Origin of the sequence: Streptomyces sp. NPDC015220 (assembly GCF_043079345.1) — a bacterium.
Taxonomy (GTDB): Bacteria; Actinomycetota; Actinomycetes; order Streptomycetales; family Streptomycetaceae; genus Streptomyces.
Window position 1 is genome coordinate 576,271 of sequence record NZ_JBIBUK010000002.1, and the last position, 14,340, is coordinate 590,610.

At 74.1% G+C, this 14,340-nt stretch carries 13 protein-coding genes and 1 riboswitch; of the genes, 5 read left to right on the plus strand and 8 right to left on the minus strand.

The genetic code is table 11. The features are described 5' to 3' along the window. Window positions 1-20 precede the first annotated feature (20 nt). Window positions 21-785, plus strand: coding sequence for a decaprenylphospho-beta-D-erythro-pentofuranosid-2-ulose 2-reductase (locus ACF061_RS07460; protein WP_392265856.1), 765 nt, complete (start codon window positions 21-23; stop codon window positions 783-785). Between the two features lie 6 nt (window positions 786-791). On the opposite strand, the gene ACF061_RS07465 is transcribed toward ACF061_RS07460, so the two are convergent. The 5 genes from ACF061_RS07465 to ACF061_RS07485 all read right to left on the minus strand — a co-directional run bounded on the left by ACF061_RS07465 (window position 792) and on the right by ACF061_RS07485 (window position 6,223). Next, on the minus strand, window positions 792-1,373 hold the full coding sequence (locus ACF061_RS07465) for a 2'-5' RNA ligase family protein (protein WP_392265857.1): 582 nt from the start codon (window positions 1,371-1,373) through the stop codon (window positions 792-794). Window positions 1,374-1,704: 331 nt separating this feature from the next. After that, window positions 1,705-2,718: a tryptophan--tRNA ligase gene (trpS, locus tag ACF061_RS07470; protein ID WP_392265858.1), complete on the minus strand. Its 1,014-nt coding sequence runs from the start codon at window positions 2,716-2,718 to the stop codon at window positions 1,705-1,707. A 162-nt stretch (window positions 2,719-2,880) separates the two neighbouring features. Beyond that, entirely contained in the window at window positions 2,881-4,326 is a 1,446-nt protein-coding gene (locus tag ACF061_RS07475) for a glycine hydroxymethyltransferase (protein ID WP_392265859.1), read from the minus strand. Window positions 4,327-4,360: 34 nt separating this feature from the next. Beyond that, a riboswitch (ZMP/ZTP riboswitch) is annotated at window positions 4,361-4,449 on the minus strand. Window positions 4,450-4,659: 210 nt separating this feature from the next. Then, entirely contained in the window at window positions 4,660-5,844 is a 1,185-nt protein-coding gene (locus tag ACF061_RS07480) for a glutathionylspermidine synthase family protein (protein ID WP_392265860.1), read from the minus strand. A gap of 7 nt (window positions 5,845-5,851) precedes the next feature. Beyond that, the gene (locus tag ACF061_RS07485; RefSeq protein WP_392265861.1) at window positions 5,852-6,223 is read right to left on the minus strand and encodes a hypothetical protein; all 372 of its coding nucleotides are present in this window, start codon (window positions 6,221-6,223) and stop codon (window positions 5,852-5,854) included. Window positions 6,224-6,580: 357 nt separating this feature from the next. On the opposite strand from ACF061_RS07485, the gene ACF061_RS07490 reads away from it, so the two are divergent. Next, window positions 6,581-7,438, plus strand: coding sequence for a hypothetical protein (locus tag ACF061_RS07490; RefSeq protein WP_392266179.1), 858 nt, complete (start codon window positions 6,581-6,583; stop codon window positions 7,436-7,438). Between the two features lie 27 nt (window positions 7,439-7,465). On the opposite strand, the gene ACF061_RS07495 is transcribed toward ACF061_RS07490, so the two are convergent. Then, window positions 7,466-8,854: a PLP-dependent aminotransferase family protein gene (locus ACF061_RS07495; RefSeq protein ID WP_392265862.1), complete on the minus strand. Its 1,389-nt coding sequence runs from the start codon at window positions 8,852-8,854 to the stop codon at window positions 7,466-7,468. A 46-nt stretch (window positions 8,855-8,900) separates the two neighbouring features. Between ACF061_RS07495 and ACF061_RS07500 the strand changes: the two genes are divergently transcribed. Genes ACF061_RS07500 through ACF061_RS07510 form a run of 3 tightly spaced genes read left to right on the plus strand, consistent with a single transcriptional unit; the run spans window position 8,901 to window position 10,599 of the window. Further along, on the plus strand, window positions 8,901-9,410 hold the full coding sequence (locus tag ACF061_RS07500; RefSeq protein WP_392265863.1) for a carboxymuconolactone decarboxylase family protein: 510 nt from the start codon (window positions 8,901-8,903) through the stop codon (window positions 9,408-9,410). After that, window positions 9,407-9,880: a carboxymuconolactone decarboxylase family protein gene (locus ACF061_RS07505; protein ID WP_392265864.1), complete on the plus strand. Its 474-nt coding sequence runs from the start codon at window positions 9,407-9,409 to the stop codon at window positions 9,878-9,880. The genes ACF061_RS07500 and ACF061_RS07505 overlap by 4 nt, the downstream gene beginning before the upstream one ends. Continuing rightward, window positions 9,877-10,599, plus strand: coding sequence for an isocitrate lyase/phosphoenolpyruvate mutase family protein (locus ACF061_RS07510; RefSeq protein ID WP_392265865.1), 723 nt, complete (start codon window positions 9,877-9,879; stop codon window positions 10,597-10,599). Before ACF061_RS07505 ends, ACF061_RS07510 begins: the two co-directional genes overlap by 4 nt. Before the next feature lie 165 nt (window positions 10,600-10,764). Here the strand turns inward: ACF061_RS07510 and ACF061_RS07515 are convergent, their stop codons facing one another. Continuing rightward, window positions 10,765-11,754, minus strand: coding sequence for a malate dehydrogenase (locus ACF061_RS07515; RefSeq protein WP_392265866.1), 990 nt, complete (start codon window positions 11,752-11,754; stop codon window positions 10,765-10,767). Between the two features lie 420 nt (window positions 11,755-12,174). After that, entirely contained in the window at window positions 12,175-13,854 is a 1,680-nt protein-coding gene (locus tag ACF061_RS07520; protein ID WP_392265867.1) for a DUF2690 domain-containing protein, read from the minus strand. Window positions 13,855-14,340 lie beyond the last annotated feature (486 nt).

Below are 14,340 nucleotides of genomic sequence, written 5' to 3' on the forward strand. Positions count from 1 at the left end.
GGACGATACAGTCGGCTGCCGTGAAGGATGCCTCCGGTCTCGCCCGTCTCCCCCAGTCCCTGCTCGTCCTCGGCGGCACGTCCGGGATCGCGCTGGCCACCGCGCGCCGGCTCGTCGCGCGCCGCACCCGCACGGTGTGGCTGGCCGGCCGGCCGTCGCCCGCGCTGGAGGAGGCCGCCGCGCGGCTGCGCGCCCTGGGCGCGGACGTGCGCACCGTCGCCTTCGACGCGCTCGACCCCGCCGCGCACGAGGAGGCGCTGGGCAAGGTCTTCGCCGAGGGCGTCATCGACATGGTGCTGCTGGCCTTCGGCATCCTCGGCGACCAGGCGTACGACGAGCGGGAGCCGCTCGACGCGGTACGGGTCGCGCAGACCAACTACACCGGGGCCGTCTCCGCGGGGCTGGTGACCGCGCGGATGCTGCAGAACCAGGGGCACGGCTCGCTGGTCGTGCTCTCCTCCGTCGCCGGCGAGCGGGCCCGCCGCACGGACTTCATCTACGGCTCCAGCAAGGCGGGCCTGGACACCTTCACCCAGGGCCTGGGCGACGCCCTGCACGGCACCGGCGTGCACGTCATGGCGGTGCGCCCGGGGTTCGTGCGGACCCCGGCGACGGCCGGCCGTGAGGCGCCCCCGCTGGCGAGCACCCCGGAGAAGGTGGCCACGGCCGTGGAGCTGGGGCTGCGACGGCGCTCGGAGACCGTGTGGGTGCCCGGTGTCCTCCGGCTCGTGGCGGCCGTGCTCCGGCACCTGCCGCGCGCGTTGTACCGGCGACTGCCGCTGTAGCCGGGCCTACCGCGTGGGAAGGGTGCCGCGGTCGACGGGGGCCGCCTGCGGGGGCACCACCCCACGGCCGCCGAAGGTGAACTCGCGAAGCTTGCGCCACACCCCGTCGGAACCCTGCCGGTGGAGCGCGAAGCCGGTGCAGAGCCACTCCGCCTCGTAGCCGGCGAGCTCCTCGAAGGCACGGTCCATCGCCGCGTCGTCGATGCCGTGCGCCACGGTGACATGCGGGTGGTAGGGGAACTGGAGTTCGCGCGCCAACGGCCCGGAGGGGGTCCGGACCCGCTGCTGCAACCGGGCGCACGCCTCGGCGCCCGCGACGACCCGGACGTACACCACCGGCGACAGCGGCCGGAAGGTGTCGGTGCCGGACAGCCGCATCGTGAAGGGGCGCCCGACCGCGGCCACCTCGGTCAGATGCGCCTCGACGGCCGGCAGCTCGGCGGCGTCGACCTCGGTCGGCGGCAGCAGCGTGACGTGCGTGGGGATACCGTGAGCCGCGGCGTCGCCGAAGCCCGCGCGGCGCTCCTGGAGCAGGCTGCCGTGCGGCTCCGGGACCGCGATCGACACACCGATCGTTACGGTCCCCACGTCGTCTCCTGTCGTCGTGCCGGTGATCTTCCGTCGTGCTCGGTCGTCCGCCGTCGTGCCGGTTCCCGCCCGTCCCGCGCCGGGACCCCGTGCCGGCCGCCCGCACCCGCGGGGTGCGGCTCGCGTCCCGTTCCCGGCCGTCCGTTCCGGTCGTCCCGGGTGTTCCGGTGTTTCCGGTCGCCGGGGTTCTTCCGGTCCGGTCGGTTCGTCCCGGCGGGTCCGCTTCGGCCGTCCGGCTTTCGACTGTACGGCCACGGCGGGGCTGTGGGCAGGCGCGGGCACAGTGATGTGCAGCGCTCTGCCCCGTCCTGCGTGCGAGCGGTGGTGCGCCTCAGTGCTTGGCGGGCAGGAAGCCGACCTTGTCGTACGTCTGGGCGAGGGTCTCGGCGGCGACCGTGCGCGCCTTCTCCGCGCCCTTGGCCAGGATCGAGTCCAGCGTCTCCGGGTCGTCCAGGTACTGCTGGGTCTGCTCCCGGAACGGCGTCACGAACTCGACCATGACCTCGGCGAGGTCCGTCTTGAGCGCACCGTAGCCCTTGCCGGCGTACTTCTCCTCCAGTTCGCCGATACCCGCACCGGTCAGCGTCGAGTAGATCGTGAGGAGGTTGCTGACGCCGGCCTTGGTCTCCGGGTCGTAGCGGACGACGGTGTCGGTGTCGGTGACCGCGCTCTTGACCTTCTTGGCGGTGACCTTCGGGTCGTCCAGCAGGTTGATGAGGCCCTTCGGCGTGGACGCCGACTTGCTCATCTTGGTCGTCGGCTCCTGGAGGTCGTAGATCTTCGCCGTCTCCTTGAGGATGTACGCCTTGGGGACGGTGAACGTCTCGCCGAAGCGGCCGTTGAAGCGCTCGGCGAGGTCACGGGTGAGCTCGATGTGCTGCCGCTGGTCCTCGCCGACCGGCACCTCGTGGGCCTGGTACAGCAGGATGTCGGCCACCTGGAGGACCGGGTAGGTGAACAGGCCCACGGAGGTGCGGTCGGCGCCCTGCTTGGCGGACTTGTCCTTGAACTGGGTCATCCGCCCCGCCTCGCCGAAGCCGGTGAGGCAGTTCATCACCCAGGCGAGCTGGGCGTGCTCGGAGACATGGCTCTGCACGAACAGCGTGCAGCGGTCCGGGTCGAGACCGGCGGCCAGCAGCTGGGCGGCTGCCACCCGGGTGTTGGCGCGCAGCTCGGCCGGGTCCTGCGTGACCGTGATCGCGTGCAGGTCGGCGAGCATGTAGAACGCGTCGTGGCTTTCCTGCAGAGCCACCCACTGCCGGACGGCGCCGAGGTAGTTGCCGAGGTGGAACGAGCCTGCGGTGGGCTGGATTCCGGAGAGCACGCGAGGTCGATCAGAGGCCATGCTCACCATTCTCTCATTGACCGCCGCCCCCAAGGGTGACGGGATTCATAGGGGTGCGAGGCGGGGTGCGGTGCGCGCGGAAAGCGATTCCCCACCCGGCGTGGACATGCCGGGCGGGGAATCACGGGAGGGCACCGGGGCCGGCACCGCCGGCCGGCGGGGTCAGCCGAGGTCGATCTCCGGGTACAGCGGGAAGCCCGCCACCAGGTCGGTGGCCCGCTGGGAGATCTCGTCGGCGATCTTCGGGTCGAGGACGTGCTGGGCCTTGGAGGGGGCGCCCTTGCCGGTGGTGCCGGGCTCGGTGGTCGTCAGCACGCGGTCGATGAGGCCGGCGACCTCGTCCATCTCGGCGGTGCCCAGGCCACGGGTGGTCAGCGCGGGCGTGCCGATGCGGATGCCGGAGGTGTACCAGGCGCCGTTGGGGTCGGCCGGGATCGCGTTGCGGTTGGTGACGATGCCGGAGTCGAGGAGGGCGGCCTCGGCCTGGCGGCCGGTGAGGCCGTAGGAGGAGGTGACGTCGATCAGGTTGAGGTGGTTGTCGGTGCCGCCCGTGACGAGGGTGGCACCCCGGCGCATCAGGCCCTCGGCCAGGGCGCGGGAGTTGTCGACGATCCGCCGGGCGTAGTCCTGGAAGGAGGGCTGCCGGGCCTCGGCGAGGGCCACCGCCTTGGCCGCCATGACGTGCGGAAGCGGGCCGCCGAGGACCATCGGGCAGCCGCGGTCGACCTGGTCCTTGAGGGAGTCGTCGCACAGGACCATGCCGCCGCGCGGGCCGCGCAGCGACTTGTGGGTGGTGGTGGTGACGATCTGGGCGTGCGGGACCGGGTCGAAGTCACCGGTGAGGACCTTGCCGGCGACCAGGCCCGCGAAGTGGGCCATGTCGACCATGAGCGTGGCGCCGACCTCGTCGGCGATCTCGCGCATGATCCGGAAGTTCACGAGACGGGGGTAGGCGGAGTAGCCGGCGACGATGATCAGCGGCTTGAACTCGCGGGCGGAGGCGCGCAGCGCCTCGTAGTCGACCAGGCCGGTGGCGGGGTCGGTGCCGTAGGAACGCTGGTCGAACATCTTCCCGGAGATGTTCGGGCGGAAGCCGTGGGTGAGGTGGCCGCCGGCGTCGAGGGACATGCCCAGCATCCGCTGGTTGCCGAAGGCGCGGCGCAGCTCGGCCCAGTCGGCCTCGGAGAGGTCGTTGACCTGACGGACGCCGGCCTTCTCCAGGGCGGGCAGTTCCACGCGCTGGGCGAGCACGGACCAGAAGGCGACGAGGTTGGCGTCGATGCCGGAGTGCGGCTGGACGTAGGCGTGGCGGGCGCCGAAGAGTTCCTTGGCGTGCTCGGCGGCCAGCGACTCCACGGTGTCGACGTTGCGGCAGCCGGCGTAGAAGCGGCGGCCGATGGTGCCCTCGGCGTACTTGTCGCTGAACCAGTTGCCCATCGCCAGGAGGGTGGCCGGGGAGGCGTAGTTCTCCGAGGCGATCAGCTTGAGCATCTCGCGCTGGTCGGCGACCTCCTGGCCGATGGCGTCGGCGACACGCGGTTCGACGGCGCGGATCACGTCGAGGGCGGCGCGGAAGGCGGTGGACTCGGTGGAGAGGGGCGCAGACATCTCAGGGACCTCCGGACGTGGCGTTCGGCGTTCACGGTACGGCCCAGGCGCACGGCACAGTTCTCGCTCGGACCGCTCCCCGATGGTCCGTCCCATCCCAGCGCGCCAGTCACGGCCCGCAGGTCAGCCTACCGGGCGGCCTGCGGGGGGCGACGCGACGTCCACCATGCGAGCGCGTTTTCGGACCTCGGCGGACTCGACGGCGCGCCAGCCGCCCGCCCGGCGGACGGCGCCCCGCTCGACGGGGCCCCGCGGGGGCCGTGCCGGAGGACGGCGGTCCCGCGGGCCGTTCCGGGGGACGTGTCAGGGGGTGACGGGCCGGGCGCGGGCCGCTCAGAGGATCACGTGCGGTACGAAGCGCGCGTACTCGTCGGTGACCAGTCCGGCCGACTCGCGGATGCCGAGGCCGGCGGACTCGTCCTCGACGACCCAGGCGCCGAGGACCACGTGGTTGCCGTCGAAGGCGGGCAGCGGGGCGAGGGCCTGGTAGCAGCAGGGTTCGTCGCGCTGGACGGGTTCCGCCCCCGGCTCGTGCACGGTCACTCCGGCGCCCTCGCGGCCGAGCAGGGGCTTGGCCACGTAGCCGGTGGTGGCGGCCAGTTCGCGCGGGCCGTCGAGGTGGGCGGGGAGCAGGTTGGGGTGGCCGGGGTAGAGCTCCCAGAGGATCGCCAGCAGCGCCTTGTTGCTCAGCAGCATCTTCCAGGCGGGCTCGATCCACAGGGTGGAGCCGGTGCCGCCGCCGTTGTCGAGGGTGTCGAGGACATGACCGGCGAAGCGGTCGGTGGTCAGCCACTCCCAGGGGTAGAGCTTGAAGACGCTGCGGATGAAGCGCAGGCCGTTGTCGACGAACCGGCCGGACAGCGGGTCCCAGCCGATCTCCTCCATGGATGTCCAGTCGGTGTCCAGGCCCGCCTGCTCGGCGGTCTCCTTCAGGTAGGCGACCGTCATCAGGTCCTCGCCGAGCTCGTCGTCGGCCGAGTGCGCGAAGTGCAGCGGGCTGCCCGGCGGCAGGAGGCGGGCCTGCTTGCGCCAGGCGGCGACGAGGCGCTCGTGCAGGGAGTTCCACTGGTCGGCGCCGGGGAAACGGTCCTCCATCCAGAACCACTGGGGCGAGGCGGCCTCGACCAGGGAGGTGGGGGTGTCGGCGTTGTACTCCAGGAGCTTCGCCGGGCCGGTGCCGTCGTAGCGCAGGTCGAACCGGCCGTAGACGGAGGGGAGTTCGGCGCGCCGGCGCCAGGCCTCGGCGACGGCGTCGACGACGCGGGGGTCGGTGATGCCCAGGTCGGCGAACCGGCCGGCGCCGACGATGTGGTCCGCCGCGGCCAGGCACATCCGGTGGAGTTCCTCGACGGTCTCCTCCAGCGCCTCGACCTCGGGGAGCGTGAAGACGTAGTACGCGCTCTCGTCCCAGTAGGGGCGCAGGGAGTCGTCGGGGTACCGGGTGAGCGGGTAGATGAGCCCCTGGGCCTCGACGGTCTGCTGCCAGCCGGGCCGGGGCGTGATCGTGCGGCGTTCCATGCCGGCCTCAGCCGCCGGACTTTCCGTGGCCGCCGCCGAAGCCGCCCCGGTCGACGCCGCCGTGGCCGCCGCTGGACCCGCCCGAGCCGCCGGAGCCCTTGCGGGGCTTGGTCAGGGAACCGCCGTCGATCCAGCCGCTCTTCTTCTTGCCGCCGTAGTACCAGGCCCCGGCCACGGGGCTCTTGACGGGCGTCGAGGACTTGGCGGACTTGCAGTACTTGTCGGAGACGACCTTGTAGCCCTTGGTGAGGTTGTAGCTGTTGCGGTCGACGCACCGCTTGTCCGGGTCGGAGGAGCAGGCGGTGAGCGCCGCCGCGAGCAGTCCCATGCCCCCGAGGACGACCGTTCCCGACCGCAGTTGTCGCCTTACGTCCGCCATGTCCGTTTCTCCCCGTCGAAGTTGACCGCCGGCCGTACGTGGCTGGCCGGATCCCGACCGCCAGCCTAGAGACCGGTCCGAGCGTCTGCCCAGGGGCCCCGGGCGAGGCGCGCTCCCCGGCCCCGCCCCGCGGCAGGCCCGCCCTCCCGCCGGGCGGCGCGAGTTCGGTGGGAGGAACACCCCGCCGGCGGGCCGCGGGCGGAGGGGACACGGGGGCGGCGGGCCGCGGGCGGAGGGGACACGGGGGCGGCGGGGCGCGGGCGACGCTCCGCCTGGCGACGCTCCGCTCCGGACGCCGCGGGGCTTCCCGGCGAGCCCGTCCGGCCGCGGCACTAGAGTCGCTGCGTGCTTCTCGGAATGGTGTGCGCGCTCGGCGCGGCGGTGTGTTTCGGTACGGCGACGGTGTTCCAGGCGGTCGCCGCCCGGACCGCTGCGGGGTCCGGCGAGGGCGGGGACGCGGCGCTGCTGCTGCGGGCACTGCGGCAGTGGCGGTATCTGGTGGGTCTGGCCCTGGACGGGCTCGGCTTCGTCCTCCAGATCGTGGCGCTGCGCTCGCTGCCGATCTACGCCGTGGGCGCGGCCCTGGCGTCCAGCCTCGCGGTGACGGCCGTGGTCGCGGCGCGCATGCTGCGGGTGCGGTTGAGCGGCACGGAGTGGGCCGCGGTGGGCGTGGTCTGCGCCGGACTGGCGATGCTGGGCCTGGCCTCGGGGGCCGAGGGCGACCAGGACGGCTCCATGGCGCTGAAGTGGGCGATGCTGGTGGCGGCACTGGCCGTGCTGGCGCTGGGGGCGGTGGCCGGGCGCCTGCCGGAACGCGGCCGGGCACTGCTGCTCGGTCTGGGCGCGGGCCTCGGCTTCGGAGTGGTCGAGGTGACGGTGCGGCTGATCGACTCGCTCGCCCCGTCGACGCTGTTCACCAACCCGGCGGCCTACGCCCTCCTGCTGGGCGGCGGTGCCGCCTTCCTGCTGCTGACCTCGGCTCTCCAGCGCGGCTCGGTGACGACGGCGACCGCCGGCCTGGTGCTCGGCGAGACGCTGGGCCCGGCGGCGGTCGGCGTGGTGTGGCTGGGCGACCGCACCCGGGACGGCCTGGCCTGGCTGGCGGTGCTGGGCTTCGCGGTGGCCGTGGCCGGGGCGCTGGCGCTGGCACGGTTCGGTGAGGCGCCCGCCGAGGAGGAGACGCCTGCCACGCGGGCGCCGGCCCGGGGCGCCTGACCGACTTCGCGGACTCGGGCGGGCTCGTCAGGGCAGCACGCGGCAGAGTGCGTCCAGGGCCGCCGTCCAGGCGTGGTCCGGCGGAGTGCCGTAGCCGACGACCAGGGCGTCCAGTGCGGTGGCGGTGGCCCGCTCGTGGCGGAAGCGGGCGAGGCCGTAGAGGGCGAGGCCCTGCCAGGCGGCCGCCTGGACCACCGTGGCTTCGGTGCCGGCCGGCAGCCGCAGCACGGCGTGCAGTCCGGCGGCGATGCCGGTGGCGCGGACGTCCGGGGCGCGGGTGGCGAGAGCCTCCACCAGGGCGTCGCGGCGGCGGCGGTAGCGCAGCCGGGCGGAGCGCACGTGCCGGTCGTAGGCGCCGGAGGCGAGGAACTCGGCCAGGGTGAGCTGGTCCAGCACTCCGCACGTCTCGGTGGCGCCCTTGGCCTCGGCGGCCTCCGCCGCGAGGGACGGGGGCAGTGCCATCCAGGCCAGGCGCAGCCCGGGGGCCAGGGACTTGCTCGCCGTGCCCAGGTAGACGACGTGGTCGGGGTCCAGGCCCTGCAGCGCGCCGATCGGCTGGCGGTCGTAGCGGAACTCGCCGTCGTAGTCGTCCTCCAGGATCAGGCCGCCGGTGCGCCGGGCCCAGTCGGTCACGGCCGCGCGCCGGTCCGGCCGCAGGGGGACGCCCATCGGGAACTGGTGCGACGGGGTGAGCAGGACCGCGCCCACGTCCCCGGGGTCGCCGGTGACCGTGCCGAGTCCGTCGAAGGGCATGGGGCGGGTGCGCAGCCCGGCCCGGGCCAGCAGGTCCCAGTGCACGTCCAGGCCGTACGACTCGACGGCGACCGTGGTGGCCCCGCGGCGGCGCAGCACCTCGCCGAGGATGCGCAGGCCGTGCGCGAAGCCCGAGCACACCAGTACGTGCTCCGGGTCGGTGCGTACCCCGCGCACGCGGGCGAGGTAGCCGGCGAGGGCGGCGCGCAGTTCGGGGCGGCCCCGCGGATCGCCGTAGCCGAGGGCGTGGTTGGGGGCCGCGGTCAGGGCGCGGCGGGCGGCCCTGAGCCACTCGGCGCGGGGGAAGGAGGCCAGGTCGGGGGTGCCGGGACGGAGGTCGTGCAGGGGACGCCGGAGTTCGCGGCGCGGGTGGGCCGGGCCGGCCGGCGGGGCCGCCACCGCCCGGTCGGCGACCCTGGTGCCCGAGCCCTGGCGTGCGGTGAGCCAGCCCTCGGCGACCAGGTCGGCGTAGGCGTCGGCGACCGTGTTGCGGGCGATGCCCAGGTCGACGGCGAGGCTCCGGGAGGAGGGCAGCCGGGCGCCGGGGGTCAGACGGCCGGTGCGGACCGCCTCGCGCAGGGCGTCGGTCAGTCCGCGGCGCACGCCCGGCCCGGTCGGTTCCAGGTGCAGGTCGACGCCCGGAGTGGCCCATGATTCCGCCATGGAAATGGACCATACTCCTGGGCTGCCTGGTGCCTAGGGTCGAGGCATGACGACGACGGACACCGAGACGACGACCACCCCCTACGCCGCCGAGCGGCCCGCGCGGCTGGAGTGGGCCAAGCACGCCCCCGAGGTCTACAAGGCGATGATCCGGCTCGACGCCGCCGCCCGGCAGGGCCTCGAACCCAAGCTGTACGAGCTGGTGAAGATCCGCGCCTCCCAGCTCAACCACTGCGCCTTCTGCCTGGACATGCACACCAAGGACGCGCTCGCGGCGGGCGAGAGCGTGGAGCGGATCGTGCAGCTCGGCGCCTGGGAGGAGTCGCGCCACTTCTACACGGAGAAGGAGCTGGCGGCGATCGAGCTGACCGAGGCGGTCACCGTGCTGACGGACGGGTTCGTGCCCGACGAGGTGTACGAGAAGGCCGCCGCGCACTTCGAGGAGGCCGAGCTGGCGCAGTTGCTCTCCGCCATCGCGGTGATCAACGCCTGGAACCGGTTCGGCGTGACCTTCCGCATGGCCCCGGGGCACTACCGGCCGGGGCAGCACCGGTGACGGCCCGTACGACGCACCTGGACGCGGCGATCCGCTCCGCCCTGCGGGCCGTGGGCGCGGCCGCCAAGAAGGGCCTCGGCGACCCGGCCCTCGCCGAACTGGTGCAGATCCGCGCCTCGCAGCTCAACCACTGCGCGTTCTGCCTGGACATGCATCTCGCCCTCGCCCGCGAGCAGGGGGTCGACCAGCGGCGACTGGACCTGCTGAGCGCCTGGGAGGAGGCCGGGGAGGCCTTCGACGAGCGGGAGCGGGCCGCGCTGGCGCTGACCGAGGCGGTCACCGTGCCGACCGGCGGCGCCTCCCGGACGGGGTCCGGGGCGGACCCCGTGCCGGACGAGGTGTACGAGCGGGCGGCCAAGCACTTCGACGGCCCCCGGCTCGCCCATCTGCTGGCGCTGATCGCCGCCATCAACACCTGGAACCGGCTGATGGTCGCCCGGCGGATCCCCCCGGGGAGCACCGAGTGGTGAGCAAGGCGTCGCTCTTCCGCGCGCTGCACCGCGGCCGGGCGCCGGAGGACCCCCTCGTCCTGCCCGGCCCCTGGGACGCGGCCAGCGCCCGCGTCTTCGCCGAGGCCGGCTTCCCGGCGCTCGCCACCCCTTCGGCGGGCGTCGCGTCCGCCCTCGGGTACGAGGACGGGGCGACCCCCGCCGAGGAGATGTTCGCGGCGGTGGCGCGGATCGCCCGGGCGGTGGACGTACCGGTGTCGGCCGATGTCGAGGACGGGTACGGGCTGGCGCCGAAGGAGCTGGTGGAACGGCTGCTGGAGGCCGGCGTCGTCGGCTGCAACCTGGAGGACTCGCACGGGGGCGTCCTCCAGGACCCTCGCCGGCACGCGGACCGGCTGGCCGGGGTGCGCGAGGCGGCGGGCGAGGCGCTGTTCGTCAACGCCCGGATCGACACCTTCCTGCACGGCAACCCGGACCCCGGGGCGGCCATCGAGCGGGCCGCGCTGTACGTCGCCGCCGGCGCCGACTGCGTGTATCCCATCCTCGCCCCGCCGGACGTGCTGCCGCTGCTGCGGGCCGGCGTGCGGGGGCCGCTCAACGCGCTCGGGCGGCTGGACGGCGAGGGCCCCTCCCCCACCGCGCTGGGCGGGCTCGGGGCGACCCGGATCACCTTCGGGCCGGGGCTGCAGCGCCGGGCGGCGACGGCGCTGCGGGAGATCGCCGGCGGCCTCCGTCCCTGAGGCGTACCCCCTGGGGCTCATCTCGTGACGGCCGCCCGGGGGGCGTCCCTCCCGGGTGGTCGTTCCGTCAGGGGCGCTCAGCACAGCGGGCCCCTTTCCGGCGGATGCCGGAAAGGGGCCCGTGCGGGCTCGTGCGACCAGAGGAGCCGAGTCGTACGGCGTGACTCAGATCAGGCCGAGGGCGCGGACCGCGTCGCGCTCGTCCGCGAGCTCCTGGACGGAGGCGTCGATGCGGGTGCGGGAGAAGTCGTTGATCTCCAGGCCCTGGACGATCTCGTACTTGCCGTCCTTGCAGGTGACCGGGAAGGAGGAGATCAGACCCTCCGGGACGCCGTAGGAGCCGTCCGACGGGATGCCCATGGAGACCCAGTCGCCCTCGGCGGTGCCGTTGACCCAGGTGTGCACGTGGTCGATGGCGGCGTTGGCGGCGGAGGCGGCCGACGAGGCGCCGCGGGCCTCGATGATGGCGGCGCCGCGCTTGGCGACGGTCGGGATGAAGTCCTCGGCCAGCCACTTCTCGTCGTTGACGACCTCGGCGGCGTTCTTGCCGGCGACCGTGGCGTGGAAGATGTCCGGGTACTGGGTGGCGGAGTGGTTGCCCCAGATGGTCAGGCGCTTGATGTCGGCGACCGTCGAACCCGTCTTCTTCGCGAGCTGGGTCAGCGCGCGGTTGTGGTCCAGGCGGGTCATGGCGGTGAAGCGCTCGGCCGGTACGTCAGGGGCGGCGGCCTGGGCGATCAGCGCGTTGGTGTTCGCCGGGTTGCCGACCACGAGGACCTTGACGTCGTCCGCGGCGTGGTCGTTGATGGCCTTGCCCTGCGGCTTGAAGATGCCGCCGTTGGCCTCGAGGAGGTCACCGCGCTCCATGCCCTTGGTCCGCGGGCGGGCGCCGACGAGGAGGGCGACGTTCGTGCCGTCGAAGGCGACGTTCGGGTCGTCGCTGATGTCGATGCCCTGGAGGAGCGGGAACGCGCAGTCGTCCAGCTCCATGGCCGTGCCCTCGGCGGCCTTCAGCGCCGGCGTGATCTCCAGGAGGCGCAGCTTGACCGGCACGTCCGCGCCGAGCAGCTGGCCGGAGGCGATGCGGAAGAGCAGGGCGTAACCGATCTGGCCGGCCGCGCCGGTGACGGTGACGTTCACGGGAGTGCGGGTCATGGCGTTCTCCGTATGACAGCTGGCGGTGGGGCGTCCCTGCCCCGGGGAGCTGGATCCCCGCGTCCGTTTCGTGACGGTACGCCGCCGCGATGATCGATCAACGCTACGGATGATCGATCTCTTGGCGTCAAGAGAGATCCAGCGGTCAGGCTATCGCGCATCCGGGATCACGGACCGCCGGGACCCTGTGGCCCGTCCCACAGAGTGACCGGACGACGGGCAAGTGGCGGTCCCCGGTGGACTGTACGGCCGATGGCCACAGGTGGCGGCCGCCCGTCCAGGAGAGGTGGGGACGAAGGCGGCCGCCGCACGAGGGTCGCCGAGGCGACCTGGCTCCCGTGGGGGGTTCTCCTTCCTGTGCCCCGATCGGTGGGCCGTCAGCGGGTCGTGCACCGCTTCTTCTCCACCTCCTCGGTTTCCTCACCTCGTGCAGCCCTGCCGCCCCGTCGCCAGCGTGGCGCACACCGTCGCCTGCGCGGCGTCCCGCACGGCCACCATCGGCGTGTACGCGATCGTGTCCCCGTCGGCCGTGACCGTGTCGGTCTCCTCGCGGGTGCCGACCGTGACCTGGACCCGGTCCCCCGGTCCGGCCTGGGTGATACGGCCCCAGGCGGCGCCGCAGCTCCTGCTGTAGCGCACCTCCACGAGCACCGTGCCCACGGTGACGCTGCGGGCCGTGGTCACCAGCTCGCCGCCGCACCCCATGGCCTCGGCGTCCTTGCCGGTGCAGCCGGCCCCGGCGCACTTAACTCCGGGCGGCAGGCTCTGGGCGGTGCCGACGGAGGGCGACGGCGGCCTCGTCGCACGCCCGGCCTTCGCTCCGCCGTCACCCCCCGTGAAGTAGAAGACGGCTGCGAACACCGCGAGCACCGCCACCAGGCCCGCGAGGAACATCGCCGCCTGCCGCCCGATCCCACCGCCGGCGTCCTTCCCGTCATCCACGGGACGCGACGTCCGCGGCGGTGCGCCGTGCGGGCCCGGGACGCTCGTCGTGTACGGGACGCCCGTCGCGTACGGGACGCCCGTCGCGTACGGGACCGGCGCCCCGTCGACCGGCGTCGCGGGCGGGCCGCCGGGAGCCGTACCGGCCGCGCCCGCGTCCCCGGCAGCGCGGGGGGCCCGCTTCCCGCCCACGGGGGACGGCCCCCGGTACCCGGCCAGCCCCCATGAGTTGCCGCCCGAGGAGCCGGCGGACGCGGCACCGGTGCCGTGAGCCGTGGTGCCAGCGGACCCTGCTTCGGGGCCGGAGTCGGAGTCGTGGCTGGGCCCTGAGTCGCGGAGGGGGCCCGAGTCACCGCTGCGGCCGGAGTCACGGACGGAGCCCGCGTCACGGACGGGGCCCGCGTCACGGACAGGGCTTGCGTCACGGACAGGGCTTGCGTCACGGACAGGGCCCGCGTCACGGACGGGGCCCGAGTCACGGACAGGGCCCCGGTCAGGGACGGGGCCGGAGCCGACGCGGGGCCAGGTCCCGGTCGCGCCGCCGCCCCCGGTCCGCGGGGCCGGTGAACCCTGCCGCACCGCCCCCTCGCGCTCCTCGCGCGCGTCCTCGTCGTACGCGTCGTTCGCCCTCGGCTGGGACGGCACCGTCGGGGACACGCCCGCCGGGCCCGCGATCCCGGGAGCGGGCCACCCGGGCGCCGCGTCGCCCCGCTCGACGGCGGTCCTGCCGGACTCTGCGCCCCCACTCCCGTCGGCCCGCTCGCCGCCGCCCGCGCCCTTGCCTCCGCCGGACCGCTCGCCGCCGGACGTGCCCGCGTCGAACTCCCCGAGCGCGGCGCGGGCCTGGGCTATCCGGATGGCCTCCATGGTCCGGTCGTGGCGCAGCTCCGCGCGGCTCCAGGACCGCTCGGCGAGCTCCCACATCGTCGTGAGGTGGACCGGGCCGGCGCCGGTGACCTCGGCGAGGGCGATCACCGCTCCCTTGGGCGCCAGGAGCCGGCCGTTGAGGTAGCGCTCCCAGGACGTCCTGCTGTAACCCGTGCGGTCGGCGAGCGCGGCGACGTTCAGGCCGCCGCGGTCGACGAGCCGCCGCAACTGGTTCACGAACTCGCGGACCTGTGGATCGAGTTCGTCGGGCAAGGCCTTCCAGCGAGGCACTGCTGCTTCCCCTCTTCCCCCGGTAGGTGCCGGTTCTTCCCCGCGCGCGGTGCCCGTTCCGGCGGGGACGCGCGTCATTGGGTCAATTGTCCACGCCGGCCCGCTTGTCGGACGACTTCGCCCCCGGCACCCTGTTTCGCCGGGGCATCGGCACACGGGGGCGTGCGCGCGCCTTCTTCGGAGGATCGCCACCGCTCGGCGAAGTGCCCTATTACCGGGAGCAGTCGGGCCGGATGCGGCCGTCACGGAGCACCGCCGGCCGCACGGCGTCCCCTGCGCCGCGCCTGCCGAGCCCGCGCCTCGCACCCGCGCAGAGCGCGCAGCGTACGGCGCAGCGGTGGGGGCGGCGGAACGGTTCCCACGCCGGGCGGGGGCGCGCCTGTGGCAGAGCCCGGACACCGTAGCGGAACGGTCACTTCCGTGCCACAGCGCACGGACAGCCGTTGAACAGCGCGTTCGCGGTGCAGGAAGGTTGGTCCCGGCGGC